The 24,697-nt window shown below is 71.2% G+C and carries 28 protein-coding genes and 1 tRNA gene; 8 read left to right on the top strand and 21 right to left on the bottom strand.

The window, feature by feature from the left end:
• The first annotated feature begins 50 nt into the window (after positions 1–50).
• Together ACLBYG_RS01010 and rsmD are read left to right on the top strand one after the other, a co-directional pair.
• Positions 51–1,880, top strand: coding sequence for a pseudouridine synthase (locus tag ACLBYG_RS01010; protein WP_447680314.1), 1,830 nt, complete (start codon positions 51–53; stop codon positions 1,878–1,880).
• On the top strand, positions 1,877–2,434 hold the full coding sequence (rsmD, locus tag ACLBYG_RS01005) for a 16S rRNA (guanine(966)-N(2))-methyltransferase RsmD (RefSeq protein WP_091678045.1): 558 nt from the start codon (positions 1,877–1,879) through the stop codon (positions 2,432–2,434). Before ACLBYG_RS01010 ends, rsmD begins: the two co-directional genes overlap by 4 nt.
• Positions 2,435–2,441: 7 nt before the next feature.
• Here the strand turns inward: rsmD and ACLBYG_RS01000 are convergent, their stop codons facing one another.
• The 4 genes from ACLBYG_RS01000 to ACLBYG_RS00985 all read right to left on the bottom strand — a co-directional run bounded on the left by ACLBYG_RS01000 (position 2,442) and on the right by ACLBYG_RS00985 (position 5,185).
• Positions 2,442–2,816, bottom strand: a complete 375-nt coding sequence (locus ACLBYG_RS01000; protein ID WP_447680313.1) for a cupin domain-containing protein — start codon at positions 2,814–2,816, stop codon at positions 2,442–2,444.
• A gap of 56 nt (positions 2,817–2,872) precedes the next feature.
• Positions 2,873–3,313 carry a helix-turn-helix domain-containing protein gene (locus ACLBYG_RS00995; protein ID WP_447680312.1) on the bottom strand — a complete coding sequence of 147 codons (441 nt, stop codon included), beginning with the start codon at positions 3,311–3,313 and terminating at the stop codon, positions 2,873–2,875.
• Between the two features lie 397 nt (positions 3,314–3,710).
• The gene (locus tag ACLBYG_RS00990; RefSeq protein WP_447680311.1) at positions 3,711–4,649 is read right to left on the bottom strand and encodes an alpha/beta fold hydrolase; all 939 of its coding nucleotides are present in this window, start codon (positions 4,647–4,649) and stop codon (positions 3,711–3,713) included.
• Positions 4,646–5,185: a phasin family protein gene (locus ACLBYG_RS00985; protein ID WP_447680310.1), complete on the bottom strand. Its 540-nt coding sequence runs from the start codon at positions 5,183–5,185 to the stop codon at positions 4,646–4,648. The genes ACLBYG_RS00990 and ACLBYG_RS00985 overlap by 4 nt, the downstream gene beginning before the upstream one ends.
• Positions 5,186–5,405: 220 nt before the next feature.
• Between ACLBYG_RS00985 and ACLBYG_RS00980 the strand changes: the two genes are divergently transcribed.
• The gene (locus tag ACLBYG_RS00980; RefSeq protein ID WP_447680309.1) at positions 5,406–7,058 is read left to right on the top strand and encodes an AMP-binding protein; all 1,653 of its coding nucleotides are present in this window, start codon (positions 5,406–5,408) and stop codon (positions 7,056–7,058) included.
• 40 nt (positions 7,059–7,098) lie between these two features.
• On the opposite strand, the gene ACLBYG_RS00975 is transcribed toward ACLBYG_RS00980, so the two are convergent.
• The 8 genes from ACLBYG_RS00975 to ACLBYG_RS00940 all read right to left on the bottom strand — a co-directional run bounded on the left by ACLBYG_RS00975 (position 7,099) and on the right by ACLBYG_RS00940 (position 15,283).
• A complete protein-coding gene (locus tag ACLBYG_RS00975) occupies positions 7,099–7,866 on the bottom strand; it encodes an SDR family NAD(P)-dependent oxidoreductase (RefSeq protein WP_447680308.1) in 768 nt (255 codons plus the stop codon).
• Positions 7,867–8,053: 187 nt separating this feature from the next.
• On the bottom strand, positions 8,054–10,000 hold the full coding sequence (mutL, locus tag ACLBYG_RS00970; RefSeq protein WP_447680307.1) for a DNA mismatch repair endonuclease MutL: 1,947 nt from the start codon (positions 9,998–10,000) through the stop codon (positions 8,054–8,056).
• A gap of 58 nt (positions 10,001–10,058) precedes the next feature.
• Positions 10,059–10,412 (bottom strand): hypothetical protein, encoded by a 354-nt coding sequence (locus ACLBYG_RS00965; protein WP_447680306.1) that lies wholly within the window; start codon positions 10,410–10,412, stop codon positions 10,059–10,061.
• A 144-nt stretch (positions 10,413–10,556) separates the two neighbouring features.
• Positions 10,557–11,543 (bottom strand): branched-chain amino acid ABC transporter permease, encoded by a 987-nt coding sequence (locus tag ACLBYG_RS00960; protein ID WP_447680305.1) that lies wholly within the window; start codon positions 11,541–11,543, stop codon positions 10,557–10,559.
• A 20-nt stretch (positions 11,544–11,563) separates the two neighbouring features.
• The gene (locus ACLBYG_RS00955; protein ID WP_043380394.1) at positions 11,564–12,451 is read right to left on the bottom strand and encodes a branched-chain amino acid ABC transporter permease; all 888 of its coding nucleotides are present in this window, start codon (positions 12,449–12,451) and stop codon (positions 11,564–11,566) included.
• 28 nt (positions 12,452–12,479) lie between these two features.
• The gene (locus ACLBYG_RS00950) at positions 12,480–13,697 is read right to left on the bottom strand and encodes an ABC transporter substrate-binding protein (RefSeq protein WP_447680304.1); all 1,218 of its coding nucleotides are present in this window, start codon (positions 13,695–13,697) and stop codon (positions 12,480–12,482) included.
• Positions 13,698–13,791: 94 nt separating this feature from the next.
• Positions 13,792–14,532, bottom strand: a complete 741-nt coding sequence (locus ACLBYG_RS00945) for an ABC transporter ATP-binding protein (RefSeq protein ID WP_447680303.1) — start codon at positions 14,530–14,532, stop codon at positions 13,792–13,794.
• The gene (locus tag ACLBYG_RS00940) at positions 14,525–15,283 is read right to left on the bottom strand and encodes an ABC transporter ATP-binding protein (protein WP_026604669.1); all 759 of its coding nucleotides are present in this window, start codon (positions 15,281–15,283) and stop codon (positions 14,525–14,527) included. Before ACLBYG_RS00940 ends, ACLBYG_RS00945 begins: the two co-directional genes overlap by 8 nt.
• Positions 15,284–15,494: 211 nt before the next feature.
• Between ACLBYG_RS00940 and ACLBYG_RS00935 the strand changes: the two genes are divergently transcribed.
• Positions 15,495–16,373, top strand: coding sequence for a 2-dehydro-3-deoxygalactonokinase (locus ACLBYG_RS00935; RefSeq protein WP_447680302.1), 879 nt, complete (start codon positions 15,495–15,497; stop codon positions 16,371–16,373).
• On the top strand, positions 16,370–17,005 hold the full coding sequence (locus ACLBYG_RS00930; RefSeq protein ID WP_447680301.1) for a 2-dehydro-3-deoxy-6-phosphogalactonate aldolase: 636 nt from the start codon (positions 16,370–16,372) through the stop codon (positions 17,003–17,005). The genes ACLBYG_RS00935 and ACLBYG_RS00930 overlap by 4 nt, the downstream gene beginning before the upstream one ends.
• Before the next feature lie 209 nt (positions 17,006–17,214).
• Here the strand turns inward: ACLBYG_RS00930 and ACLBYG_RS00925 are convergent, their stop codons facing one another.
• From ACLBYG_RS00925 to ACLBYG_RS00905, 5 genes are all read right to left on the bottom strand, one after another.
• Positions 17,215–17,457 (bottom strand): hypothetical protein, encoded by a 243-nt coding sequence (locus tag ACLBYG_RS00925; RefSeq protein WP_020091430.1) that lies wholly within the window; start codon positions 17,455–17,457, stop codon positions 17,215–17,217.
• Positions 17,458–17,600: 143 nt separating this feature from the next.
• Positions 17,601–17,774: a hypothetical protein gene (locus ACLBYG_RS00920; RefSeq protein ID WP_447680300.1), complete on the bottom strand. Its 174-nt coding sequence runs from the start codon at positions 17,772–17,774 to the stop codon at positions 17,601–17,603.
• A 185-nt stretch (positions 17,775–17,959) separates the two neighbouring features.
• A complete protein-coding gene (locus ACLBYG_RS00915) occupies positions 17,960–18,880 on the bottom strand; it encodes a histone deacetylase family protein (protein ID WP_447680299.1) in 921 nt (306 codons plus the stop codon).
• Positions 18,877–19,818, bottom strand: a complete 942-nt coding sequence (locus ACLBYG_RS00910) for an NAD(P)/FAD-dependent oxidoreductase (protein WP_447680298.1) — start codon at positions 19,816–19,818, stop codon at positions 18,877–18,879. The genes ACLBYG_RS00915 and ACLBYG_RS00910 overlap by 4 nt, the downstream gene beginning before the upstream one ends.
• Positions 19,819–19,988: 170 nt before the next feature.
• Positions 19,989–20,073: transfer RNA gene (locus ACLBYG_RS00905), tRNA-Leu, on the bottom strand.
• 124 nt (positions 20,074–20,197) lie between these two features.
• Between ACLBYG_RS00905 and ACLBYG_RS00900 the strand changes: the two genes are divergently transcribed.
• Entirely contained in the window at positions 20,198–20,779 is a 582-nt protein-coding gene (locus ACLBYG_RS00900) for a YqaA family protein (RefSeq protein ID WP_056522002.1), read from the top strand.
• A gap of 2 nt (positions 20,780–20,781) precedes the next feature.
• Positions 20,782–21,270 (top strand): disulfide bond formation protein B, encoded by a 489-nt coding sequence (locus ACLBYG_RS00895; protein ID WP_447680297.1) that lies wholly within the window; start codon positions 20,782–20,784, stop codon positions 21,268–21,270.
• Positions 21,271–21,293: 23 nt separating this feature from the next.
• Here the strand turns inward: ACLBYG_RS00895 and ACLBYG_RS00890 are convergent, their stop codons facing one another.
• From ACLBYG_RS00890 to cpdR, 4 genes are all read right to left on the bottom strand, one after another.
• Complete coding sequence (locus ACLBYG_RS00890) at positions 21,294–21,746, bottom strand: DUF1178 family protein (protein ID WP_447680296.1); 453 nt, start codon at positions 21,744–21,746, stop codon at positions 21,294–21,296.
• A gap of 20 nt (positions 21,747–21,766) precedes the next feature.
• A complete protein-coding gene (locus ACLBYG_RS00885; RefSeq protein ID WP_091678078.1) occupies positions 21,767–22,624 on the bottom strand; it encodes a carbon-nitrogen hydrolase family protein in 858 nt (285 codons plus the stop codon).
• Entirely contained in the window at positions 22,617–22,886 is a 270-nt protein-coding gene (grxC, locus tag ACLBYG_RS00880; RefSeq protein ID WP_091980540.1) for a glutaredoxin 3, read from the bottom strand. Before grxC ends, ACLBYG_RS00885 begins: the two co-directional genes overlap by 8 nt.
• 116 nt (positions 22,887–23,002) lie before the next feature.
• Positions 23,003–23,359, bottom strand: coding sequence for a cell cycle two-component system response regulator CpdR (cpdR, locus tag ACLBYG_RS00875; protein WP_003603128.1), 357 nt, complete (start codon positions 23,357–23,359; stop codon positions 23,003–23,005).
• A 206-nt stretch (positions 23,360–23,565) separates the two neighbouring features.
• Here cpdR and ACLBYG_RS00870 point away from each other — a divergent pair, with 206 nt between their 5' ends.
• The gene (locus ACLBYG_RS00870) at positions 23,566–24,468 is read left to right on the top strand and encodes an N-formylglutamate amidohydrolase (protein ID WP_056522017.1); all 903 of its coding nucleotides are present in this window, start codon (positions 23,566–23,568) and stop codon (positions 24,466–24,468) included.
• Positions 24,469–24,697: the final 229 nt, after the last annotated feature.

Genomic DNA, 24,697 nt, shown 5'->3' with positions numbered 1-24,697 from the left:
GGTGCACAACCCGTCTCGCCTGTCGGAACCGGCTCTGATAAGCGGCAGGCATGAGCGACTTGCCGAACGACGATAAGCCGGAGGGGACCGCCCGTCCGGCCCCCGAGTCAGCGCGCACCGAGAGCTGGGCACCGCCCACCGATGCGGGCCGTGCCGATGCCGACACCGAGCGGCCTGCCAGATCTGCCGCGAAGAAGACGGCGCGGAAGGCCAACCCGCAGCCCGCCCCGCAGGCGGAGCCTCTGCCAGAGCCGCAGCCGGAGCCCGGTCCCGAAGCGTCCGCGGATTCGGAGGCCCTGATCGAGACGCCGCCCGGCGAGCGCATCGCGAAGGCGATGGCACGGTCCGGCGTCGCCTCGCGGCGCGACGCCGAGACGATGATCCTGGCCGGACGCGTCAGCGTCAACGGCGAGACGCTGACATCCCCGGCTCGCAATGTCACCGAGAACGACCGGATCCTGATCGACGGCGAGCCGATGCCGTCGCGGGAGCGCAGCCGCCTGTGGATCTTCCACAAGCCGCGGGGCGTAGTGACGACCGCCCGGGACCCGGAGGGCCGCCAGACGGTGTTCGACGTGCTCCCGGAGGATCTGCCCCGGGTCGTGGCGGTCGGACGGCTCGACATCAACACCGAGGGGCTGCTGCTGCTCACCAATGACGGCGGGCTCGCCAAGGTGATCGCGCATCCCGACACGGGCTGGCTGCGCCGCTACCGTGTCCGCGCCCACGGCGACACCGATCAGGCGCAGCTCGACCGGCTGTCCAAGGGCGTCACCATCGACGGGATGGAGTACGGCCCCGTCGAGGCGACCCTCGACCGCGTGCAGGGCGACAACGTCTGGCTGACGCTGGGCCTGCGCGAGGGCAAGAATCGCGAGGTGAAGCGCATCCTCGAGCATCTCGGACTGTCCGTGAACCGGCTGATCCGGCTCTCCTTCGGGCCGTTCCAGCTCGGCGACCTGGAGGTCGGCCTGGTCGAGGAGGTGCGGACCCGCGTCCTCAAGGATCAGCTCGGCAAGAGCCTCGCAGAGCAGGCCGGCGTGGATTTCGACAGTCCGGTCCGCGAGCCGATCTCGCCGTTCGGCGGCACCCGCCCGGCGGATCGGGACGCCCAATCGGCGCAACCGGCGCCGTCTAGGCGCAATGCCGCGCGTCCCGCGCCGGCGCCCCGCGTCTCGACCGGAGGCACCGGTCCCGGACCGCGCAACTCCGCGTGGCGCGACGAGGACGCGGCCAAGCCGCGGGGGACGCGCATTCCCCGGCGCGGCGCGGATCCCCGGGCCGCGCAGGCGGCCGCGGCGGAACGCGGCCGCGAGCGCGTCGGCTCGATCCGGGCCGGTGACCGCCGGGTCGTCGTCGAGCGCCTGTCCGCAACGCCGGCGGAGCCCGAGCCCGTCGCCAAGCCGAAGCGCCGCTTCGCCGACCGGGGGATGCCGGAGCGGCAGGAGCGGCCCGCCGGTCGGCGCGATGAGCGCCGCGGCGATGAGCGCCCGCGCCGCGAGAGCGCGCGGAGCGAGGCTCCGCGGGACGAGCGGCGATTCGACGAGCGCGGGGGCAAGCCCGGGGGCCGGCGCGACCGACCGTTCGACGCCGGGCCGGCGGAGGGCGCGTCGCGGAAGCCAGGCGGCTTCCGCGGCCAGAAGCCCGCTGCCGCCGGGGGCAAGCCCGCGTTCGGTGGCCCAAAGACCGGGGGTGCGCGTCCCGGCGGAAGCCGCCCCGGTGGCAAGCCCGGCGGTTTCGCCGGCAAGGGGGCTGGCCAGGGTCGGCGCAACGGACCCGCGGGCGGGTCGGACACGGGCGGTCGTCCTGGTGCTCGTCCCGGTGCGCCGCGCGGCGGCGCTAAGCCCGGCGGCGGCCGGCCGCCGCGCGGGACGCGGTGAGGATCGTCGGCGGCGCGTGGCGGGGCCGCAGGCTCGCCACGCCGCGCACCGACGCCATTCGGCCGACATCGGACCGCCTGCGGGAATCGTTGTTCAACGTGCTCGCCCACGCCTACGACGACGCCGTGACCGGCGCCCGGGTCCTCGACCTGTTCGCCGGTACGGGTGCCCTCGGCTTCGAGGCGCTCTCGCGGGGCGCCGCCTACGCCCTCCTCGTCGACGAGGGCGCCGAGGCGCGCGCGGTGATCCGCGAGAACATCGAGGCCCTGGGTGCCGAAGGCGTGACGCGCCTGTTTCGGCGGGACGCGACCCGTCTCGGCCCGGCCTCCACGGCGGGCACCTTCTCGCTGGTCTTCTGCGATCCGCCCTACGGCCGTGATCTCGCGCCGCGCGCCCTGAAAAGCGCCGCCGAGGGAGCCTGGCTGGCGCCCGGGGCTCTCATCGTCGTCGAAGAGGTCGAGGCCGCGCAGGTCGTCTGGCCGGCCGGCTTCGCGGAACTGGAGCGGCGCGTCTACGGGGATACGGCCGTGGCGATCGCCCGATTCGCCGCCTGAATCGTGCTTAGTCCCGATCGCGCGAAGCCGGATCCGTAGCGCCGACTTGAGACCCGAAATGGATCGCCAGCCAGACGGTGGGTGAGTCGGTCCACTCCACCCGGTGCCGACGATGCGGCGCGATCAGTACGGCGTCACCCGCGACGAGGCGACGGGCCTCCGCCTCGTCGGCGAACCGAAGGTCGGCCGCGCCCGTTAGGACGGCGACCCACTCGGTATCCGGCTGGTCGTAGTAGAATCCCGGCGGGCTCGCCTGGCCGGTCGAGACGATGCGCTCCACCCGCAGGTCCGGCTCGGAGACCAGGACCGACACGATCTCGTCGTCCGCCCGGAGCGGCAGGTCGGCGAGCAGGTGGGTCACACGCGTCGGGAGAGAGTCCATGATCCCGCCTGCAGGGACCGCACGGCGCCGGATCGGCGCCGGGCAAGGCCCGGATGTCAGGAGTTGCGCGGAGCGCCGCCCGCCTGCGGTGCCACGCCGTCCGACGTCTTGGTCTGACCGATCCGCGCCGCGGATTTGACGAGGGAGAGCACGTCGCGGCGCATCTGATCGTCGGCGATCTGATTGTAGGCCCGGAGCAGTTCGACGGCGCCGGCGACGCGCAGCAGCGCGGGACCGCTATCCGTCGTCGCCTCGGGCTCGGGCTCGAAGAAACTCGAGACCGGAACGCCGAGCCGCTCGGCGATCGCCTGCAGGCGGCCGGCACCGACACGGTTCTTGCCGGTCTCGTACTTCTGGACCTGCTGGAAGCTGACGCCCAGCGCGCTGGCCAGCGCGGACTGGCTCAGTCCATTCGCCGCCCGAAGGAACGCGATGCGGCTGCCGACCCCGTGATCGATGGCTGTGGTCTGCTTCGGCTTGGGGGTTGGGTTCGCCATAGTTGGTAGTCCGGATGTTCTTGCTGTCTGCAGGCTTGCTCGCCCGGATCCAGGGCGCCAATCACAACCGACAGGTGCAACATTGCGCGGCCAAGATCCAGACCTGACATCTGTTAGTGCCACAGGTCAGCCGCGCGTGCAACGAATGGTTACGCTCTCGAAATCTTAGGTCCGGAAGACCGCAATTTGGGCCCTCCAGTGCCCGCCGCGAGAACAACTCAAATACCGGGCCCGATCAAATATAAGTGAGCGAGATCAGCTAAAAATTCACTCTCGAACACTGCCGGGCGATATCGGGTTGCCTGCGCCGCGTTGGGCCCACCGGGCCGATCCCAGTGAAATCCGTACGACAGCAAACGGTCGACTCAGGGCTCGGTGGCGCGCGCCGGCGACGGAATCACGCCGCCGGGCCGAGCCAATCGAGGACGATTCGCAACTGGTCGTCGTCGAGCAACGCGGGCGCGTGGCCGCAATCGGGAATCTCGACGCGGCGCGTCGGCGGTCCTCGGCGCGTCATCTCGTCGGCCGTCGAGGCGAGGAGGAGTTCCGAGTGCTCGCCGCGGAGCAGCAGGACCGGACAGGTGATCGCGTCCCAGTCGCGCCACATGCTCACGCTGTAGACGCGGCCCGGTCGGAAGGCGTCTCCGATGCCGGGATCGTAGTGGGGCCGCCAGCCGCCGTTGGGCTCCTGGAAGAAGCTGTGCTTGGCGATGTGGCGCCACTGCTCGTCGGTGAGCGGGCCGAACGCGCCCAGCACCGTGCGCAGACGCGATTCGCCCGAGGCGAGGTTATGGTGCAGCCGGGGCGCGTCCCGCAGGCGCGACCCGATCTCGCGGATGGGCGCCCAGGGCAGGAACGGGCCAATATCGTTGGTCACCATCCGGCGGATCGGGGTGCGGGCGGCCGCGGCCAGGACCATGCCGGTCAGGCCGCCGAGGGACGTGCCCACCCAGTCGATCTTCCCGGGGACCCGGAGATGGGCGATGAGCGCGGCCATGTCGGCGGCGTATTGCGGCAGGCCGTAGAGTTCCGGGTCCTTCAGCCATCCGCTGAGGCCGCGCCCGGGCAGGTCCGGGCAGATCACCCGGTACCCGAGCTTCGCGAGGCGATAGCCGAGGGCGTCGAAATCGCGGCCCTGGCGGCTGAGACCGTGGACGCAGACGACGACGTGCGGGCTGTCCGGGTCACCCCATTCCACGTAGGCGATGCGGTGGAAGTCGTGGGGCGCGTAGGCCTGGAAATGGCCGGTCCGGAACGGCACGTCGGCGCGGCTCAGGTCGTCGAGCCGCGGCGTCGCCTCAGGTCCGGGAACGGGCGCCGCGGTGCCGGCCGTCACGGGGTCTCCGTGCGCGCGGCGGCCTCGCGGGCGAGACGGCCGGTCGTATGATGGAGGTCGACCATCTGGTCGGTCAGCCGGCGCGCCTGCTCCTGCAGGAACGCGATGTTCAGCGCCGCGACCTCGCGGGCATCTGCCGCCTTGGCGACGCGGTCCGCGAAGTCGAGGCTCGCGCGGACATTGGTGTCGGAGGCCACGAGCATCCGGTGGCCGATCTCGCGCATCGCCGCCATGGCGTGGACCGCGTTGTCCTCGAAGGCGTTGTAGAGGCGGGCGCCAGCGGCGTCCCACTGCTCGCGCACCCGGCGGGCGCCGGCCACGTTGCTGTCGGTGAGTTGGTGCGCGGTCTCGCGGCTGGAGCCCATCACCGCGCGCCAGCCCTCGAAGCTCTGCGCCATCGAGGCCTCGAAGGCGTTCAGCGCCATCTCGCCCGCCTCGGCGAAGCGCTCGTACGCCTCGCGCGCCCGGGCGACGCCGCCCTCCACCGCGGCGCGGCCGGTCTCCCCTGAGATCGCCGGCAGGTTGTCGTTCCCCACAATCGTCTCCCGCAGATGGGCCGGTCGCACGCGTTCCCGACGGCGCGTCGCTGGAATACGGGCATCCGCCAGGGGCGATCTCGCGTCAACAGGACCCTGTAACAGAATCCGCGCGCGGACCACATTGTCACGGTGGCCGCGATTGACAGGCACGACGGCGGCGAAATCTTCGTCGCGCGGAGCGCACGCCACGCCCGCCGCCCGATCAGAAGGCTGCACGATGACGGACACCCGTCCGACCCAGACTGAGGTCCGCGAGACGGGCTCTCATCCGTTCGAGGCCGGGCTCGCGCGCCGGCCGGCCAACTACGTCCCGCTGACCCCCGTCAGCCTGCTGGCGCGGGCCGCCGCCGCGGCGGGCGGGCGGATCGCCGTGATCGACGGCCACCGCCGCCTCACCTACGCGGACCTCTACGCGCGCTGCCGGCGCCTCGCCGCGGGCCTCGCGGCCCGGGGGGTCGGGCCACTCGACACCGTGGCGATCCTGGCGCCGAACGTCCCGGAAATGATCGAGGCGCACTTCGCCGTGCCGATGCTCGGCGCGGTGCTGAACCCGCTGAATACGCGCCTCGACGCGGCGACGATCGCGTTCTCGCTGCGGCACGGGGGCGCCCGGGCGCTCCTCGTCGAGGCCGAGTACGCCGCGCTGGCCGCGCGGGCGCTCGCGGAACTCGCCGAGCCGATCCTCGTCGTGGCGATCGGCGCGACCGGGATCGACGGCGCCCTGCCCTACGAGGATCTGCTGGCCGAGGGCGATCCCGACTACGCCTGGCACGGCCCGGAGGACGAGTGGCAGTCGCTCTGCCTGCTCTACACGTCGGGGACGACCGGCGATCCCAAAGGCGCCGTCTACAGCCATCGCGGCGCCTATCTGCAGGCGCTCGGCAACGCCGTCACGTTCGGCCTGACCGGCGAGAGCGTGTATCTTTGGACGCTGCCGATGTTCCACTGCAGCGGTTGGTCCTACCCATGGGCGAGTGTCGCCGCCTGCGCCACGCAGGTCTGCCTGCGCAAGGTCGAGCCGGCCGCGATCTTCAGGCTGATCGCCGAGCACGGGGTGACGCATCTGTGCGGCGCCCCGATCGTCCTCTCGATGATCGCGCACGCGCCGGCGCAGGACCGTGTGCCGTTCCCCCAGCGCGTGCGCTGCGCGGTCGGCGGCGCGGCGCCGTCCTCGACGATCATCCGCACCATGGAGGAGCTCGGCTTCCAGGTGACGCACCTCTACGGCGCCACCGAGAGCTACGGCCCCGCGACGGTCTGTCTGGCGCAGCCGGACTGGACCGCTCTCCCCGACACCGAGCGACACGCCCGCATGGCCCGCCAGGGCGTGCCGCTGGCCACGCTCGAGGCGGTGAGCGTCGCCGACGTCGCGAGCGACGCGCCGGTGCCGCGGGACGGCACGACGGTCGGCGAGATCCGCCTGCGCGGCAACACGGTGATGAAGGGCTACCTCGGCAACCCGGGCGCGACCGAGGAGGCCCTCGCCGGCGGCTGGTACCGGACCGGCGACCTCGCGGTCTGGCATCCCGACGGGTCGGTGGAGATCAAGGACCGGGCGAAGGACATCATCATCTCGGGCGGCGAGAACATCTCCAGCCTGGAGGTGGAGGAGGTGCTGATGCGCCATCCCGCCGTGATGCTGGCGGCCGTCGTGGCGCGGCCGGATCCGACCTGGGGCGAGAGCCCCTGCGCGTTCCTGGAGGTGAAGCCCGGCGCAGCGGTGCCAAGCGACCAGGAGTTGATCGCGTTCTGTCGCGAGCACATGGCGCGGTTCAAGGTGCCGAAGACGGTGGTGTTCGGGCCGCTGCCGAAGACCTCGACCGGCAAGATTCAGAAATTCGTCCTGCGCGAACAGGCGCGGACCCTCTGACCCGCGCCGGTCCCGTGACGGGAGCCGTTTCGGGCGACCACTACAGGCCGGAGACGAGGTGGCCGCCGTCGACCGCCAGGACGCTGCCGGTCATGTAGGCGCCGGCCTCCGAGGCCAGGAGCAGGAGCGGCCCGTCGAGTTCGGCGGCCTCGCCCAGCCGGCGCTGCGGAATGCGCCTGATCAGCGCCCGGCCGGCATCGGACTCGAAGAAGGCGTCGTTGAGCTCGGTCTTGATGTAGCCCGGCGCGAGGGCGTTCACCCGGATCCCGTAGCGGGCCCACTCGAGCGCGAGGCTCTTGGTGAGCTGGACGACCGCCGCCTTCGAGGTGGCGTAGGGCGCGAGCCCGCCGGTGACCCGCAGCCCGAGGATCGACGCGATGTTGACGATGCTGCCGCCCGCCCCGTGCCGGACCATGCGCCGGCCGGTGGCCTGGGCGACCTGCCAGACGCCTTTGAGATTCGTGTCGAGCACCGCATCCCAGTCGGATTCCGCGAGGTCGAGGGCCGGCTTCGTCGCCGTCACGCCGGCATTGTTCACCAGCACCGCCACCGGTCCGAAGCGCTCTTCGGCGGCGTCGAGCGCCCGCTCAACGCTCGCGGCGTCGGTGACGTCCATGACGACGGCGTGGGCCTCACCGCCCGCCGCCGCGACGCGATCGACGGTCTCGGCGAGGGCGTTGGCCCGGCGGGCGCCGAGCGACAGGCGCGCGCCTGCGCGGGCCAGCGTTTCGGCGAAGTGACGGCCAAGGCCGCTTGAGGCCCCGGTGACGAGGACGTGGCGGCCGGCGAGGTCGAACGGAGCGGCCATCTCAGCGCACCGCGGCGACGACCGAGGCGTGGCTCCTCGGAGCGGCCCGGCACGGGCCGGTGACGACGGGATCGGTCATGGCTCTGCGCCTCCCCTGCGCGCGCCGCCGGTCTTCGGGCCGCGGCGCCGACGTCCGTTGTGGACCGGCTCCGCCGGGTCCGCCAGCCGGCCCGGCGTCCCGGACCGCTCATCGGCGGCCGAACAGCCGCTCGATGTCAGCGAGCTTCAGCTCGATCGAGGTCGGGCGCCCGTGATTGCACTGTCCGGAATTCGGCGTCGCCTCCATCTCGCGCAGGAGGGCATTCATCTCCTCCGGCCGCAGGCGCCGCCCGGCCCGGATGGAGCCGTGACAGCTCATGCGCGACAGGACCGCGTCGAGGCGCCGCCCGAGCGGGCCGCCCTCGGTCGCCGGCTCTCCGCCCTCCTCGTCGCCGCTGGCCTCCAGGGCGTCGAGGATGTCGGTAACGAGCTTGCGCGTCGAGGCGCCGATCAGCGCGGCCGGCACCTCGCGCACGAGCACCGCCCCCGGCCCGAACGCCTCGATGGACAGTCCCAGCCGGTCGAGGTCCGGGGCGGCCGCGACCAGCCGGTCGGCCTCCTCGGGGCTCATCTCGACCACGTCCGGGATCAGGAGGCCCTGACGGGCGATGCCGCCGGCCTCCCGCTCGGCCTTCATCCGCTCGTAGACGAGGCGCTCGTGGGCGGCGTGCTGATCGACGATCACGAGGCCGTCGCGGGTCTGGGCGAGGATGTAGGTCTCGTGGATCTGCGCGCGGGCGGCCCCCAGCGGATGATCGAGCGCCTCCACAGCGTCGGCGGCAACGCGGGTGTCGGCCTGAGGCGGGGCCGCCACGGCTTCGGGCTCGGGCCCGGCCCAGACGGCCTGAGCGGCCTCGCCGAAGCCGGTCGGCTCGACCCGCGCCGGCTGCGGCGCCGGCCTCCACGCCGCCGAGGAACGGTAGCCGGGCGGCGCTGCCACCGAGGGTGCACCGCTCGGGAAGGGGCCCGGCCGCGTCGGCCGGAACAGGCTCGGCGCGGTGGCGCCGCTGTGGGTGGCGAGCGGCGCCCCGGCCGGGCGCAGGGCGTCGAGGGTCCGCGCGGCGCCGGTGGTGGCCGAGCGGGCGCCGCCGCGGCGCAGGGCGTCGTGGATCGCGCTCACGATCAGCGCCCGCACGAGGCCCGGCTCGCGGAAGCGCACCTCGGTCTTGGCCGGGTGAACGTTGACGTCGACGAGGCCGGGGTCGCACGCGACGGCGAGGCCGAGCACCGGGTGCCGGTCGGAGGCCAGCGTGTCGGCGTAGGCGCCGCGGATCGCCCCGAGCAGGAGCCGGTCGCGCACGGGGCGGCCGTTGACCGCGAGGTGGATGTGGGTCGCCGCACCGCGATGGTAGGTCGGTAGGCCGACATGACCGGCCACCGCGAAGCCCTCCCGGGCCAGGGAGACCGGCAGGGCGTTGGCGAGGAAGTCCTGCCCCAGCACTGCCGCGAGCCGGCGCAGCTCCGCCTCGGCCCCGGTCTCAGCCGGCAGGACCAGGGGCTGCCCGGCATCGGCTCTCAGGGTGAAGCGGATCCCGGGCTGCGTCGCGGCGAGGCGGCGCAGCGTCTCGGCGATCGCGGCGTTCTCGGCCCGGTCCGACTTCAGGAACTTGAGCCGCGCCGGCGTGGCGGCGAAGAGCTCGGTCACCTCGATCCGGGTGCCTCGCTGGGCCGGGGCCGGACGGACCTGCCCCTTCATCCCCGCGTCGACGGTGAGGCTCGCCCCCGCCTCGGCCTCCGGCGTGCGGGTGACGATGGCGAGCCGCGACACCGCGCCGATCGACGGCAGGGCCTCGCCGCGGAATCCCAGGGTGTCGATCGCCGTGAGGTCGCCGCCCGGGAGCTTGGAGGTGGCGTGCCGTTCGACCGCGAGATCGAGATCGTCCGGCGTCATGCCGCGGCCGTCGTCGACGACCCGGATCAGCCGGCGCCCCCCGGCCTCGACGGTGACCTCGATCGCCCGGGCCCCGGCATCGATCGCGTTCTCAACCAGCTCCTTCACGGCCGAGGCCGGGCGCTCGACCACCTCGCCCGCGGCGATGCGATCGACGAGGACGGGGTCGAGGCGGCGGACGGACGGCGCGGACAGGGAGGACATCGGCGCGCAGGATAGTCCCTGCGCGGCGGCGATCCAATCGGCCGGTCGTGCCGACCCGTCAGGCGCGGCGCTTCGACCCGCCCAGGGAGATGCGGCCGGCGCCCCCGCGCGGTCCGTGGCTCGCCGCCGCCACGGGACGGCGGGACAGGTCGTAGAGGACGTTCCCGACCAGGCCCGCGGTCCGCCGGAGGGTCGGGCCCTCGCAGGTCGCCGCGACGCGGACGCCGATCGCGTGGGTGTGACTGCGGCCGTAGAGCCAGACGGCGAGCCGGGCGCGCGTCGCCTCCGGGATCCCGTCGAGCAGAAGCGCGGCCCCGTCCGGGTCGGCCTTGATCAGGCGGCCGACCACGTCCGGTGCGACCGGGCAGTCGAGGGCCGGGTCGTCGATGCTGAGCATTCGGTCCTGGGTCATGGTGGCCCTGACAGCGTGGAGCCGTCAGCGTGGGCAGTCTTGGTTAACGAAAGCTCACCACAAGTCGCAGCCCCGATCCGCCATTGCAGGTCGCGACGGGGGCGTTGCCGCGATGCAACCGCCACCCGCCCCGGATCCCGCGTCCTAGAGCGGCCGTCGGATCAGCCGGGCGATCAGGCCGACGATGCCCTCGCGGAACAGCAGCACGCAGAGCACGAAGACGCAGCCCTGGATGATCGTCACCCAGGCACCGAACTGCGCCAGGTAGGTCTCCATCGTGACGATCACAAGCGCGCCGACGATCGGCCCGAACACCGTCCCCATGCCGCCGACGAGGGTCATCAGCACCACCTCGCCGGACATCGACCAGTGCACGTCGGTGAGCGAGGCGAGCTGGAACACGATCGCCTTGGTGGAGCCCGCGAGCCCGGCGAGCGTCGCCGAGAGCACGAACACCGCGAGCTTGTACTGGCTGGCGCGGTAGCCGAGCGAGATCGCCCTCGGCTCGTTGTCGCGGATCGCCTTCAGCACCTGCCCGAAGGGCGAGTGGATGATCCGGTAGATCAGCAGCATCCCGGCCATGAACACGACGGCCACGACGGCGTACATGACCCGGTCGTCCGCGAGGCTGATCGCGCCGAACAGGTTGCCGCGGGGCACCGCCTGGATGCCGTCCTCGCCGCCGGTGAACTTCGCCTGAAGGGAGAAGAAGAACACCATTTGGGCGAGCGCCAGGGTGATCATCGAGAAGTAGATGCCCTGCCGGCGGATCGCCAGGGCGCCGAAGACCAGACCCAGCAGGGCGGCCGTGACCGTGCCGGCGAGGATCGCGAGCTCGGGCGTGAAGCCCAGGCTCTTGGCCGTGAACGCGCAGAGGTAGCTCGCCATGCCGAAATAGGCGGCGTGGCCGAAGGAGAGCAGGCCGCCGTAGCCGAGCAGGAGGTTGAAGGCGAGCGCGAACAGCGCGAAGCACAGCACCTTCATCAGGTAGACGGGGTACAGGACGAGCGGTGCCACGACGAGCAGCACCGCTATGCCCACGAAGATGAGGCGGTGGAGCGCCTTGTCGTCCCGGCTCGTCGGCACGGCGGCGGCGATCGGGGCGGCGTCGAGGGCGGCGGTGTCGGCCATGGGGGTGCCTCAGATCGCGATCAGGCCGTGCGCCCGAACAGGCCGGCGGGTTTGACGAGCAGCACCAGCACCATGATCACGAAGATCACGGTGGCGGACGCCTCCGGATAGAACACCTTGGTCAGCCCCTCGACGAGGCCCAGGGCGAAGCCCGTGATCACCGAGCCGATGATCGAGCCCATGCCGCCGATCACCACCACGGCGAAGACCACGATGATGATGTCGGCGCCCATGTTGGGATTGACCGAGTAGATCGGCGCAGCCAGCACCCCGGCGAAGCCCGCCAGCGCCACGCCGAACCCGTAGGTCAGCGTCAGGAACAGCGGCACGTTGACCCCGAAGGCCTGGACCAGGGTCGGGTTCTCGGTGGCGGCGCGCAGATACGCGCCGAGCTTGGTCTTCTCGATGACGAGCCACGTGGCGATGCAGACGGTCAGCGAGGCGACCACCACCCAGGCGCGGTAGTTCGGCAGGAACATGAAGGGCAGGCGCTGGCCGCCCGACAGCTCGGCCGGGATCGCGTAGGGCAGGCCCGAGACGCCGTACTGGTTGCGGAACAGGCCCTGGATGATCAGCGCGAGACCGAAGGTCAGCAGCAGGCCGTAGAGGTGGTCGAGCTTGTAGAGCCGGGCAATCAGCACCCGCTCCAGCACGATGCCGAACGCGCCCACCACGAGCGGTGCGAGCCCCAGCGCCCACCAGTAGCCGAGGCCGACGTAGGTGAGCAGCATCCAGGCCACGAACGCGCCCATCATGTAGAGCGCGCCGTGGGCGAAGTTGATGATGTTCAGGAGCCCGAAGATGATGGCGAGCCCGAGCGACAGGATCGCGTAGAACGAGCCGTTGATCAGGCCGAGCAGGAGCTGACCGAACAGGGCCTGCGTCGGCACACCGAAGATCGTGGTCATGGCCGGTCTCCGCGCCCCGAACCCACCGTCAGCCCTTCACCAGGGGGCAGTTGCCCTCGTTGAGCGGCCGGAAGACCTGGTCGCCCGGGATGGTCTCGAGCTTCTTGTAGAGGTCCCACTCGCCCTTCGACTCGGCGGGCTTCTTGACCTCGAACAGGTACATGTCGTGGATCTTGCGGCCGTCCGCGCGGATCACGCCCTTGCCGAACAGCGGGTCGTCCGTCGGCATCGCCTTCATCTTGGCGACCGTGGCGGCGCCGTCGGCGGTGGACTTCGTCTCGGCCACAGCCTTCAGGTAGTGGAGCACGTCCGAGTAGACGCCCGCATGGTTCGCGGTCGGCTTCGAGCCGTTCTTCATCTGCTTGGCGAACCGGTCCGAGAAGGCGCGGGTCTGGTCGTTCAGGTCCCAGTAGAACGGCTCGGTCAGCACCAGGCCCTGCGCCACCTTGGTGCCGAGCGAGTGCACGTCCGAGGAGAAGACCAGGAGGCCGGCGAGCGCCTGGCCGCCCTCGGTGATGCCGAACTCGCCCGCCTGCTTGATCGCGTTGATCGTGTCGGTACCGGCATTGGCGAGCCCGATCACCTTGGCGCCCGAGCCCTGCGCCTGCAGCAGGAAGGACGAGAAGTCGGAGGTCGGGAACGGGGTCTTCACCGAGCCGACGACCTTGCCGCCGTTCTTGGTGATGACCGCGCTGGTGTCGCGCTGCAGGGTCTGGCCGAACACGTAGTCGGCCGTGAGGAAGAACCACGTGTTGCCGCCGCGCTTGACCATCGCGCCGCCGGTGCCGTTGGCCAGCGCTACCGTGTCGTAGACCCAGTGGATGGTGTTCGGCGTGCATTGCGGGCCGGTGAGGTCGGCCGTGCCGGCGCCGGTATCGATGAAGACCTTGTTCTTCTCCTTGGTCACCTGGCTGATGGCCAGCGCCACCGAGGAGGTCACCCCGTCGGTGATCATGTCGACGGCGTCGCGGTCGTACCATTGGCGGGCGATGGCCGCGCCGACATCCGGCTTGTTCTGGTGATCGGCCGAGACGATCTCGACCTTCAGGCCGTGCTGCTCCGGCTTGAAATCCTCGATGGCGAGCTTCGCGGCCACGACCGAGCCCTCGCCGCTGATGTCCGAGTAGGCGCCCGAGCGGTCGCCCAGGATGCCGATCTTCACGTTCGTCTGCGCGACCGCGGTGCCCATCATCAGGGCGCCGGCGAGGGCGGCGAGGGTCACGGGCCGGGCGATGCGTCCGAGCATTTTCGTTTCCATCCTCCAGCGGCGCAGCGGATCTCCGCCGGCCGAGTATCGGGTCGCCGTTTTCTGGCGCTTCTACGGTTTTCGCGTACGAGATTCAGACGCCGAGATAGGCGTGCAGCTTGTCGATATTGGCGTCAAGCTCGGCATTGGGGATCATGTCGACCACCCGCCCCTGCTCGATCACGAAGTGCCGGTCCGCCAAAGTCTGGGCGAAGCGGAAATTCTGCTCCACCAGGACGATGGTGTAGCCCTGAGTCTTCAATTGCTGGATCGTCCGGCCGATCTGCTGGACGATGACCGGCGCGAGACCTTCCGTGGGCTCGTCGAGCAGGATCAGCTTGGCGCCTGTGCGCAGGATGCGCCCGATCGCCAGCATCTGCTGCTCGCCGCCCGAGAGCTTGGTGCCCTGGCTGCCGGCGCGTTCCTTGAGGTTCGGGAACAGCGTGTGGATGTCTGCCACCGACATGCCGCCGGGCTTCACCCGCGGCGGAAGCATCAGGTTCTCGTGGACCGTCAGGCTCGCGAAGATGCCGCGCTCCTCCGGCACGTAGCCGATCCCGAGCCGGGCGATGTTGCGCGAGGCCATCCGGACCGTCTCGACGCCGTCGTAGACGATCGAGCCCGAGCGCTTGCCGAGGATCCCGATGATCGCCCGGAGGGTCGTGGTCTTGCCCGCGCCGTTGCGACCGAGCAGCGTGATCACCTCGCCCGCGCGCACGTCGATGTCGATGCCGTGGAGGACGTGGCTCTCGCCGTACCAGCCCTCGAGGCCGCGGACGGTCAGCAGCGCGTCGGTCGCGGCCGCCGGAGGTGTCCTCAGAGCCGCCTCAGGCATGTCCCGCCCCGATATACGCTTCGACCACGCGCGGATCCTTCGAGACCGTGGCGTAGTCGCCCTCGGCCAGCACCTGCCCGCGGGCCAGCACGGTGATCCGGTCCGACAGGGAGGCCACCACCGAGAGGTTGTGCTCCACCATCAGGATGGTGCGGTCCTTCGAGACCCGGCGGATGAGTTGGGCCGTGCGCTCGACGTCCTCGTGGCCCATGCCGGCCATCGGCTCGTCGAGGAGCAGCATCTCCGGATCGAGGGCGAGGGTCGTGGCGATCTCGAGCGCGCGCTTGCGCCCGTAGGACAGCTCGACCGCGAGTACGTCGGCGAAGTCGGAGAGGCCCACCGCCTCGACGAGGGCGAGCGCCTCGCCGTTCAGCGCGCGGAGGACCCGCTCGGGCCGCCAGAAGTCGAAGGAATCGCCGCGACGCCGCCGCTGGAGGGCGATGCGGACATTCTCCATCACCGTAAGGTGCGGGAACACGGCCGAGATCTGGAACGAGCGCACGAGCCCGAGGCGGGCGACGTCCGCCGCCTTCAGGCCCGTGATGTCGCGGTCCTTGTAGCGGATCGTCCCCGCGGTCGGGATCAGGAACTTCGTCAGGAGGTTGAAGCAAGTGGTCTTGCCGGCTCCGTTCGGCCCGATGAGGGCGTGGATGGTGCCGCGCTCGACCTGCAACGCCACGCCGTTGACGGCCCGGAATCCGCGGAATTCCATCGTCAGGCCATCGGTCGCCAGGATTACATCCCGTGCCAAGCGTGTCCCTCCCGGGTTCGATTTCTTGCCGCCATATCGCCGATCCGCAGCCGCGCAGTCCATCGCAAACGCTCGTGGCGGCGCGACAATCCCCCGGGAGTGATATCAGTGGCCCTCTGTGTCACGACGGCCGTCGGACTGAACTTGACCGCGCCGCGCGCCGCACTTAACTCAGACAATTCTTCGCGTGGCTCTTCTGAGAGGGTTCGGCATGGGCGATCGCCCGGCCTACATCGCCGTCGACTGGGGCACGACGAACCGGCGGGCCTTCGCCGTCTCGGAAGCGGGCGCCGTCCTCGACAGCCTGCACGACGAGCGTGGCGTCCTCGCCCTGACGCCCGACGCCTATCCGGCGGAGATCGCGGCCCTGCGCGCGCGACTGGGCGCTGACCTCATCATCGCCATCGGCATGATCGGCTCCAACCGGGGCTGGCAGGCGGCGCCCTACGTGGCCGCGCCGGCCACCCTCACCGCCCTGGCCGAAGCCTGCCTCGAGCCCGCCCCCGGTGTCCGGATCGTCCCCGGCGTCGCCCTGCGGGGCGGAGGCCGCCCCGACGTGATGCGGGGCGAGGAGATCCAGGTCTTCGGGGCGATCGGAGCGGGCGCGGCGCCGGCGACCGCCCTGTTCTGCCAGCCCGGCACGCACAACAAGTGGATCGAGACCGTCGACGGGTCCATCACGGATTTCACCACGGTGATGACCGGAGAACTCTTCGCCCTCCTCCGGGCGCACGGGATCCTGGCCGGGACGCTCGACGGCGCGGTCGGGGATGGGGCCCCCTTCCGCGCGGGTGTCCGTCGCGGCCTCGCGTCCCGCAATCTAGCCGCCACCCTGTTCGAGGTTCGCTCCGGCCTCCTGCTCGACCGGCTCGCCGCCGAGGACGCGGCGGCCCATGCCAGCGGAATCCTGATCGGCGCCGATATCGGCACCCGGGACGACCTCCGGCGGCGCCCGGTCCATCTCCTCGGCGGCGGCCGCCTCGGAGCACTCTACGCCGCCGCCATCACCGAAACGGGCGGGGATCCGGTGATCGTGCCGGACGGTTCAACCACGGCCGGTATCCACGCCATCTGGAGTCTGCGGGCATGACCATCCTCGACCGGTTCGAGGCGGCCTTCGCGGCCTGCCCGCTCGTCGCCATCCTGCGGGGGCTCACGCCTGACGAGGCACCCGCCGTGGGGGAGGCGCTGGTCGGGGCCGGGTTCACCCTCGTCGAGGTGCCCCTCAACTCGCCGGACCCGCTCCGGAGCATCGCGGCGCTCGCCGATCACCTCGCCGGGCGGGCGCTAGTCGGAGCCGGCACGGTCCTGACGCCGACTCAGGTCGGCGAGGTTGCCGCTGCTGGCGGAACCCTCGTGGTATCGCCAAACGCCGATCCGGCCGTCATCGGCGCCACCGTCGCGGCGGGCCTTGTCTCCCTTCCGGGCTATCAGACGCCCACGGAGGCTTTCGCGTGCCTCGCGGCGGGAGCAACCGCGCTGAAGCTGTTCCCGGCGGATGTCGCGACGCCCCTGGCGCTCCGGGCGCATCGCGCGGTCCTGCCGCCGGACACGCGGGTTCTGGCCGTCGGCGGAGTCTTGCCCGAGACCATCGCGGGCTGGCGGCAGGCGGGCGCCGATGGATTCGGCCTCGGGTCCAATCTTTACCGGCCCGGGAAGGCGGCGGCCGACGTCGCCCGCGACGCCGAGGCCTACGTGGCGGCGTTCGAGCGCTCCGCCTGAAGACACCGATGGCGGGCCGTCCGGTCGGGCCGAGCTAGAAACGGCAGAGCGTGTCGGCCGCGCCCCCTGACCTTCGCTCGATGCGCGCCTCCGCAGGCGGCCTGACCGCGCCTGCGCGACCGGTTCACAGCGCGATCGCCGCCGCGTCGTCGCGGTCGGCACTTCACCGGCGAGGCCCGGCCGCCCGTGGCAGGTTGCCGAGGTTCGCGCTATCGGCGGTTCGCGATCTCGCGAGCCGGCCGATCGGACCGGTCGACCACCGTCCGGCACGCACCGCTCAGCGACACCCGCTTCTCGCGGAGGCAGAGTGTGATCGCCCCCGCGTTCGGGATCTGGGCGGCGCACAGGCGCATCACGTCCGGCGTGCAGGCGGCCCGGTCCGCGCCGGTCTCCGCGAGCGCGGGTGCCGTGCCGACGAGAACCGCGAGGAGGGCGAAAGTGGCGGACTTCATCAAGGATGTCTCCTGAGCGGATCGGGACCGCGAGCGGCCAAGCCTCGGCGTCCGGCGAGAACGCCGAGGCCGGAAAAGATATCCCGTCGTGCTTGTTTCAATCTGACGCAGGTTCGCGGCCGCGGAGTGAGGGGCCGCTGACGTCACGGACGTATCGCCGGTGCGATCGCACCGGTCGTCGCAGGCTCGACCAGAGCCGCGCCGGCGACCGGTTGTGATCTCTGGCGATCGAGCTTGTCCGCCGAGACGAGGGCGGCGGCGATCAGGGCCGACACCGCCAGCGTCGCCTTCACCACCTCCCAGACCCGCGCGAGCATGGTCGATCCCCACCGGCGTCATCGAGTGCGAGCAGCGGATCCGCCTCATCAATCCGCCTGCCCCGCATCCTCGACCGGAGCCCTTCCCAAAACCTTTCCCGTGAACCCGAGGACTGCATATCGACCGTGGCGTGATGCAATCCGGTCTCACCCCGAGAACTCGCGCAGGTTTCCCGCGTAGCATCTCACGCGAGCGTCGATCCCGCGGCCGCCTCGGCGGCCAGCGCCTCGAAGACCAGGGCGTGACGGCGCGCCAGGGCCTCGACATCGTGCGTGTACCCGCCGCCGATCACCGCGGCGAGCGCGATCCCACGGGCGCGGGCCTGCGCCACGACGTAGCGATCGCGGGCGAGCAGTCCGTCATCGGTGAGGCAGAGACGGCCGAGACGGTCGTCCCGATGGGGATCGACGCCCGCGTTATAGAAGACGAGATCCGGCGCGAACGCGTCGAGGAGCGGCGGCAGGCGGGCGCGCAGGACATCGAGATAGGCGGCGTCGTCGAGCCGGTCGGGCAGGCCGATGTCGAGGTCGCCAGCGATCTTCTGGGCCGGGTAGTTGTTCTCGCAATGGATCGAGAGCGTGAACAGGTCGGGACTGAGGGCGAGGCAGTCCGCGGTCCCATCGCCCTGATGGACGTCGAGGTCGACCACGAGAACGCGCCGGACCAGACCTTCGGACTGGAGGGTGCGGGCCGCCACCGCGACATCGTTCAGCACGCAGAAACCGGCGCCCTGCCGGCGCCGCGCGTGGTGGCTGCCGCCGGCGGCGCTGCCCGCGAGGCCTTCCGCGAGGGCGAGGCGCCCGGCCAAGAGGGTGCCGCCCACCGAGGCGCGGGAGCGGCGGACAAGGGGGGCGTCGACCGGCAAGCCGATCGCCCGCTCGATGTCCCGGCCGACATCGCAGGCGAGCACCGCATCCACGTAGGCCGGATCGTGGGCGCGTAGCAGGATCTCGGCACTGGCGGGCTCCGGCGTGACGAAGCCCAGGGGCGCCAAACCCTTGGCGACCAAGGTCTCGGCGAGCAGGCCGTACTTGCGCATCGGGAACCGGTGGCCTGACGGGAGCGGCGCCTCGTAGGCCGGATGGAAGGCGATCGGCGGGATCACGCGGGCCGGCCTAGATCGGCCAGGAGGCACCGGGCCAGTGCCTGACCGCTGTCGTAGGCCGCCTCGATCCGGGCGCCGAGGCACCAATCCCCGCCTGCCCCGAGACGCAAGTCCGGATCGTACAGGCAGGGTCGCTCCAGGGCGGTCTCGACCTGGGCGTAGCGCCAGCGATGCGCCTCCGCGTGGGACGGCCGGAGCTTGGCGCCGAGGACGTCCTCGGCCGCTCCGAGAAGCGCGGCGATGACCGCCTCGCGCGGGGCCTCGAGATGTCCGCGGGACCAGGCGGGCGTCGCGTGCACCGTGAGCCGCGAGCCGGCAGGCCTCCCGGGCTTCGCGGAGTCGTGCGCGATCAGGCCGATCGGATCGGTCCGAGGCTGGACGAGGACATCCCGCGGTCGCGTCTCCGTCGCCACCATGAGCGACCAGCACGGCGCATAGGTGGCCCGCCGGACACCGGGCAACGCGACGCCCGATGCCTCGAGCAGCGTCGTGACCTGAGGGGCCGGGAAGGTGATCGCGACGGCGTCGAATGGGCCGTGCACGGTGCCGGCCGCGTCCTCGAGGTGCCAGCGCGCTCCCTGCCGTCGAAGCCGCACGACGGTCGTCGCGCTCGATACCGGAAGGTCCGAGAGCAGGTCGCGGACGGGCTCCGTCATGCCCGGCACGCCGACATGGCGGTCGGAGCCGGCCCAGGGCGCAACGATGCCCAGCCGCGTCCACCGGCCGAGCTCGGCCGCGAAGGCGGGCCCGCGCGCGCGCATGAATTGCGCGCCGTGGTCGAACTGCATCTCACCGACCCGCCGGGTCGCCATGCGTCCCCCGACCCCGCGCCCCTTGTCGAAGACCCGGACGCGGAGGCCCGCCTCGGCCAGCCGGCGCGCGGCGGCCGCGCCTGCCATGCCGGCTCCGAGGACCGCGACAATTCCGTGCTCGTTCACGCCCCTCCCCGTCTGAACGACCGGCCCCGCCGCCGCGTGAGGGCGAAGATAGGGGCCGAGCCACGCGGCGTCAGAGCGACGGAATCGCGCTCGTCATGGACGGGACCTGTGTTCGCGGCGCGGATACGGTCCGGCTGTCCGGCGAAGTCCCGCGGCGATCGGTGGCGCCGTGGTGCGGGTAGAGGGAATCGAACCCCCACGCCTTGCGGCTGGCGATTTTGAGTCGCCCGCGTCTACCAATTCCGCCATACCCGCGTGCCAGCGCTCTTCGCATAGGTCGGCGGCTCCGGCCAAGTGTTGTTTTGCGTCGGTCGGCGATCTGGCCAAGGCGGGGCGCCTATGCTCAAAGGGCGGCCGATCTCATAATCCGGGACCTTGAATGCTCCGCCGGCTCTACGCGTGGATCCTGGCCCTCAGTGACCGGCCATCCGCGCCCTACGCGCTCGGTGCCGTGGCCTTCGCCGAAAGCTCCTTCTTTCCGGTTCCACCAGACGTGATGCTCGTCCCGATGGCGGTCGCCCGGCCGGATCGGGTCTGGTTCTACGCCACGATCACGACGGTCGCCTCGGTCCTCGGCGGTCTGGTCGGCTACGCCATCGGAGCCCTGCTGTTCGACTCCGTCGGTGAGTGGCTCATCCGCCTCTACGGCTTGCAGAACTCGGCCGCGACCTTCCAGGACTCCTACGCGCGCTACGGCCACTGGGTGATCCTGCTGAAGGGGCTCACGCCGATCCCCTACAAGCTCGTGACGATCACGTCGGGTTTCGCGCATTACAGCCTGTTCTGGTTCACGATCCTGTCGATCGTGACCCGCGGCGCCCGCTTCTTCATTCTCGCCGGACTGCTCGGTCGCTACGGTGTCCAGATTCGCGGCGTGCTCGACCGGCACCTGAACGCGGTCGCGGCGATCTCCGTCGCCGTCATCGTCCTCGGCTTCCTGCTCTTCAAGGTGATCCTGTAGCGATGAACACGGCGGCAGCCCTGCGCCTCAAGACCGCTGGCCTCTGGCTCGCGATCGCCTCCGCCCTCACCGTCGGGGCCGCGCTCGTCCTCCAGTACGGGTACGGCTACGCGCCGTGCAAGCTCTGCCTGACCGAGCGGCTGCCCTACTACGCCGCCGTGCCGCTGGGCCTGCTGGCCCTGTTCATGCCGGAGCGTCTGGCTCGGATCGCCCTCGGGCTCGCGGCCGTCGGCCTGCTCTACGGGGCCGGGATCGGGGTCTACCACGCCGGCGCGGAATGGGGCTTCTGGCCGGGACCCGCCGATTGCGGCGGCGGCACCGGCGCCAATCCGGGCCAGGTCGGCGACTTCCTCAACAGCCTGCAGACCACGAAGGTGGTCGACTGCTCGGTGGCCGCGCTGCGGGTGCTGGGCGTGTCGCTCGCCGGCTGGAGCGCCGCGATCTCGGCCGTGCTGGCCTCCTTCGCGGGGACCGCCGCGCTGCGTCCCTGACGGGCGCGGACCGGCGAGGCCGGTCAGTTCCGGTCGTCGGGCAGGACCGGGATCGCCGCCACCTCGATGCCCTCGTCGATCAGGGCCCGCGCCTCCGCGGGGCTCGCTTCACCGTAGATCGAACGCCCCTCCGCCTCGCCGTAGTGGATCTTGCGCGCCTCCTCGGGGAAGCGCGCCCCGACATGCTCGGCATTCGCCACGACGTGCTCCCGGAGCGCGCGCAGCATCGCCCGCACCTGACGTTCCGGCTCGGCGATCATGGTCACCGGCGCCTCCGCCTTCGGGATCGGCGGCGGCGCGCGCTCCCGATCCGTGCGGGCGACGCTCGGCACCATCAGGGCCTTGCTGACCTTGGCGCTGTCGCAGATCGGGCACGTCACGAGGCCGCGCGTGACCTGCGTGTCGTAGGAATCGGAGGACGGGAACCAGCTCTCGAAGCCGTGCCCGGCATCGCAGACGAGACTGTACCGGATCATTCTGTTGCTTGCTGTGGTGACTACTGCGCGGCGCGAGTCCGCGGACCGACGCGCTCGACGGTGAAGGGCCGGCCGTGCTGCAGCGAGGGAATGCGGGCCCGGGCCTCCGCGACCTGCGCGAGGTCGATCTCCGCCAGGATGATCCCCGGCTCGTCCCCGCCGGCATCGGCCAGGACCCGGCCCCAGGGATCGACGATCAGCGAGTGGCCGTAGGTCTCGCGCCCGTCCTCGTGCCGACCGCCCTGCGCCGCCGAGATCACGAAGGCGCCGGTCTCGATGGCCCGAGCCCGCTGCAGGACATGCCAGTGGGCCTCGCCGGTCTGCCGGGTGAAGCAAGCGGGGGCCGTCAGCACGTCGGCGCCCGCCTCGGCGAGGGCGCGGTACAGCGCGGGGAAGCGGATGTCGTAGCAGATCGTCAGGCCGAGCGTGGCCCACGGCGTCTCGGCAAGCACCGCGCAGGCGCCCCCGGAATAGGTCGCGGATTCCCGCCAGCGCTCGCCGCTCGGCAGGTCGACGTCGAAGAGATGCAGCTTGTCGTAGGAGGCCAGGATCTCCCCGTCGGCGCCGATCAGGTAGGCGCGGTTGGCGATCTTGTCGCCGGCCCTGACCGCGATCGAGCCGATCTGGACGACAGTTCCGGTCTGACGCGCGGCCTCGCGGAGCGCCGCCAGGGTCGGGTCCTGCTCCTCGGTGGTGACGTGGGCGAACAGACGCTCGCGGCTCCGCTCCACCAGGGACGTCATCTCGGGAGTCTGCACGTAGGCCGCGCCCCGCGCCGACGCCTCGCGCACGCCCGCCACGGCCGCGTCGCGATTGGCGGCAGGGTCGCGCCCCGACCGCATCTGCACGCAGGCAGCCGTGAAGCGGGGCTCAGGCATCGGCCGTGTCCTTGAGCAGCGGGTCGAGCTTGCCGGCGCGATCGAGGGCGTACAGGTCGTCGCAGCCGCCGACATGCGTGGCGCCGACGAAGATCTGGGGCACGCTGGTGCGGCCGCCGGCGCGCTCGACCATGGCAGACCGGGCGCCCTGCACGCGCTCGACGTCGATCTCCTGGAAGGCGACGCCCTTCTCCTTCAGCAGGCTCTTGGCCGCCGAGCAGTAAGGACACCAGGCCGTGGTGTAGATTGTGACCGGCTGCATCGCGATCGTCGTCCCGCGCGTGAACTCGGGACATATAGGAGCGCGGGGCGCGCCTTGCCTATGCCCGTGTGGTCACAGGGCAACGCGCGCGCGCCGTCGACGAAGCATCGACAGGATCAGGCGGCCAGGAGCTTCTCGACCTCGTTGACGAGGTCGCGGAGGTGGAAGGGCTTCGACAGGACCTTGGCGTCCTTCGGGGCCTTCGAATCCGGGTTGAGGGCGACCGCCGCGAAGCCGGTGATGAACATCACCTTGATGTCGGGATCGAGCTCGGTGGCGCGGCGGGCCAGCTCGATGCCGTCCATCTCGGGCATCACGATGTCGGTCAGCAGCAGCTCGAACGGCTCCTCGCGCAGCCGGTTGTAGGCGGAGAGGCCGTTGTCGAAGGACAGGACATCGTAGCCCGCGTTCTGCAGCGCCTTGGCCAGAAACCGGCGCATGTCGTTGTCGTCTTCCGCCAGCAGGATTTTCATCGGCCGGATCCGAGCCTTCGAGTCGAGAAGTTGATCCCATAAAGGGAGGCGATGGTAAACAAGGTGTTAGGATGGAGCGCGCAGCCGCCGCCGCGTGTCTCCCGGGCGACTGCGTCGGCCGCCGGTGCGGAGTGGACAGGCGATCGATCGCACACCACAGTGAGCGCCTGCCGTCCTCGTTCAACCGCCGGGGTGTCCACCAGCCGATGACTGCAACCGAACCGGTACAGCCAGACGCCTTCGGATTTGCCCCGGCCTTCGCGGTCGACGAGCCCGCGGCGCACACCCTGCCTTTCGTCTTCAATACCGGTCATTCCGGGGCCGTCTACCCCCCCGACTTCATCGCGGCCTCGCGGCTCGACGCGCTGACCCTGCGCCGCTCCGAGGATGCCCACGTCGACCGCCTGTTCGGATCGGTCGTCGGACTGGGCGCGCCGCTCCTGCGGGCCAACTTCCCCCGCGCCTTCCTCGACGTGAACCGGGAGCCCTACGAGCTCGACCCGCGCATGTTCGAGGGGCGCCTGCCGCCCTTCGCCAACACCCGGTCGATGCGCGTCGCGGGCGGTCTCGGGACCGTGCCCCGGGTCGTCGCCGACGGCCAGGAGATCTATGCCCGGCGCCTGCCGGTCGCCGAGGCGACCGCCCGGATCGAGAGCCTGTACAAGCCGTATCATCGCGCGCTGCGCGGACTGGTCCAGCGCACGGCGCGCACCCACGGCCACTGCATGCTCGTCGATTGCCACTCGATGCCGTCCTCGAGCCTCGGCCGCGATCCGGACATGAAAGCCGACGTGGTGCTGGGCGACCGCTACGGCACGGCGTGCGCACCCGTCCTGATCGACGGATTCGAGGCCGCGTTCCGGGCCCGGGGTTTCCGCGTGGTCCGCAACAAGCCCTACGCCGGCGGCTTCATCACGGAGCATTACGGCGAGCCGAACCTCGACCGCCACGCGCTCCAGATCGAGCTGAATCGGGGCCTCTACATGAACGAGGCCAGCCTCGCGATGACGGCGGGCTTCCCGGCACTGGTCGAGGCGCTGCGCGGCGTCGTCGCCGATGTCGCCAAGGACCTCGACGATCTCGTCCCCCGCCGGATGGCCGCGGAATAGGGGCGCTGCCCCGACCGTTCACGAAGAAGAGCGGCGGTATGCCGGAAAGAAAAAAGGCCACTCCCGAAGGAGCGGCCCGAAGTCTAGGGAGGAAACGCCCAAGAAGGGCAGCGAGACCGCGACGCCATCGCGATCTCGCAACGCACAAACTAAAGTGCGCCGCACAAGAAGCAAGCGCAATTCGCCCGCCGCGGCCGCTCTGCGCGCATACCTGAAGCGCGTTCTCTGG

It is taken from the genome of Methylobacterium sp. D53M (assembly GCF_053345625.1).
Note: the sequence above shows the minus strand (reverse complement) of the source record. Positions and strands in the feature narration are given on the sequence as shown.

Bases quoted from the DNA above. Each gene is read 5' to 3' on its own strand.
- ACLBYG_RS00925 (WP_020091430.1), bottom strand. From the start codon at position 17,457: ATGAAGTCCGCCACTTTCGCCCTCCTCGCGGTTCTCGTCGGCACGGCA.
- ACLBYG_RS00890 (WP_447680296.1), bottom strand. From the start codon at position 21,746: ATGATCCGGTACAGTCTCGTCTGCGATGCCGGGCACGGCTTCGAGAGC.
- ACLBYG_RS00955 (WP_043380394.1), bottom strand. From the start codon at position 12,451: ATGACCACGATCTTCGGTGTGCCGACGCAGGCCCTGTTCGGTCAGCTC.
- ACLBYG_RS00995 (WP_447680312.1), bottom strand. From the start codon at position 3,313: ATGGCGAACCCAACCCCCAAGCCGAAGCAGACCACAGCCATCGATCAC.
- ACLBYG_RS00935 (WP_447680302.1), top strand. From the start codon at position 15,495: ATGGGCGATCGCCCGGCCTACATCGCCGTCGACTGGGGCACGACGAAC.
- ACLBYG_RS00895 (WP_447680297.1), top strand. From the start codon at position 20,782: ATGAACACGGCGGCAGCCCTGCGCCTCAAGACCGCTGGCCTCTGGCTC.
- ACLBYG_RS00950 (WP_447680304.1), bottom strand. From the start codon at position 13,697: ATGCTCGGACGCATCGCCCGGCCCGTGACCCTCGCCGCCCTCGCCGGC.
- ACLBYG_RS00870 (WP_056522017.1), top strand. From the start codon at position 23,566: ATGACTGCAACCGAACCGGTACAGCCAGACGCCTTCGGATTTGCCCCG.
- ACLBYG_RS00980 (WP_447680309.1), top strand. From the start codon at position 5,406: ATGACGGACACCCGTCCGACCCAGACTGAGGTCCGCGAGACGGGCTCT.
- mutL (WP_447680307.1), bottom strand. From the start codon at position 10,000: ATGTCCTCCCTGTCCGCGCCGTCCGTCCGCCGCCTCGACCCCGTCCTC.
- ACLBYG_RS00975 (WP_447680308.1), bottom strand. From the start codon at position 7,866: ATGGCCGCTCCGTTCGACCTCGCCGGCCGCCACGTCCTCGTCACCGGG.
- ACLBYG_RS00945 (WP_447680303.1), bottom strand. From the start codon at position 14,532: ATGCCTGAGGCGGCTCTGAGGACACCTCCGGCGGCCGCGACCGACGCG.
- ACLBYG_RS00900 (WP_056522002.1), top strand. From the start codon at position 20,198: ATGCTCCGCCGGCTCTACGCGTGGATCCTGGCCCTCAGTGACCGGCCA.
- ACLBYG_RS01000 (WP_447680313.1), bottom strand. From the start codon at position 2,816: ATGGACTCTCTCCCGACGCGTGTGACCCACCTGCTCGCCGACCTGCCG.
- cpdR (WP_003603128.1), bottom strand. From the start codon at position 23,359: ATGAAAATCCTGCTGGCGGAAGACGACAACGACATGCGCCGGTTTCTG.
- ACLBYG_RS00960 (WP_447680305.1), bottom strand. From the start codon at position 11,543: ATGGCCGACACCGCCGCCCTCGACGCCGCCCCGATCGCCGCCGCCGTG.
- ACLBYG_RS00930 (WP_447680301.1), top strand. From the start codon at position 16,370: ATGACCATCCTCGACCGGTTCGAGGCGGCCTTCGCGGCCTGCCCGCTC.
- grxC (WP_091980540.1), bottom strand. From the start codon at position 22,886: ATGCAGCCGGTCACAATCTACACCACGGCCTGGTGTCCTTACTGCTCG.
- ACLBYG_RS00920 (WP_447680300.1), bottom strand. From the start codon at position 17,774: ATGCTCGCGCGGGTCTGGGAGGTGGTGAAGGCGACGCTGGCGGTGTCG.
- ACLBYG_RS00885 (WP_091678078.1), bottom strand. From the start codon at position 22,624: ATGCCTGAGCCCCGCTTCACGGCTGCCTGCGTGCAGATGCGGTCGGGG.
- ACLBYG_RS00965 (WP_447680306.1), bottom strand. From the start codon at position 10,412: ATGACCCAGGACCGAATGCTCAGCATCGACGACCCGGCCCTCGACTGC.
- ACLBYG_RS01010 (WP_447680314.1), top strand. From the start codon at position 51: ATGAGCGACTTGCCGAACGACGATAAGCCGGAGGGGACCGCCCGTCCG.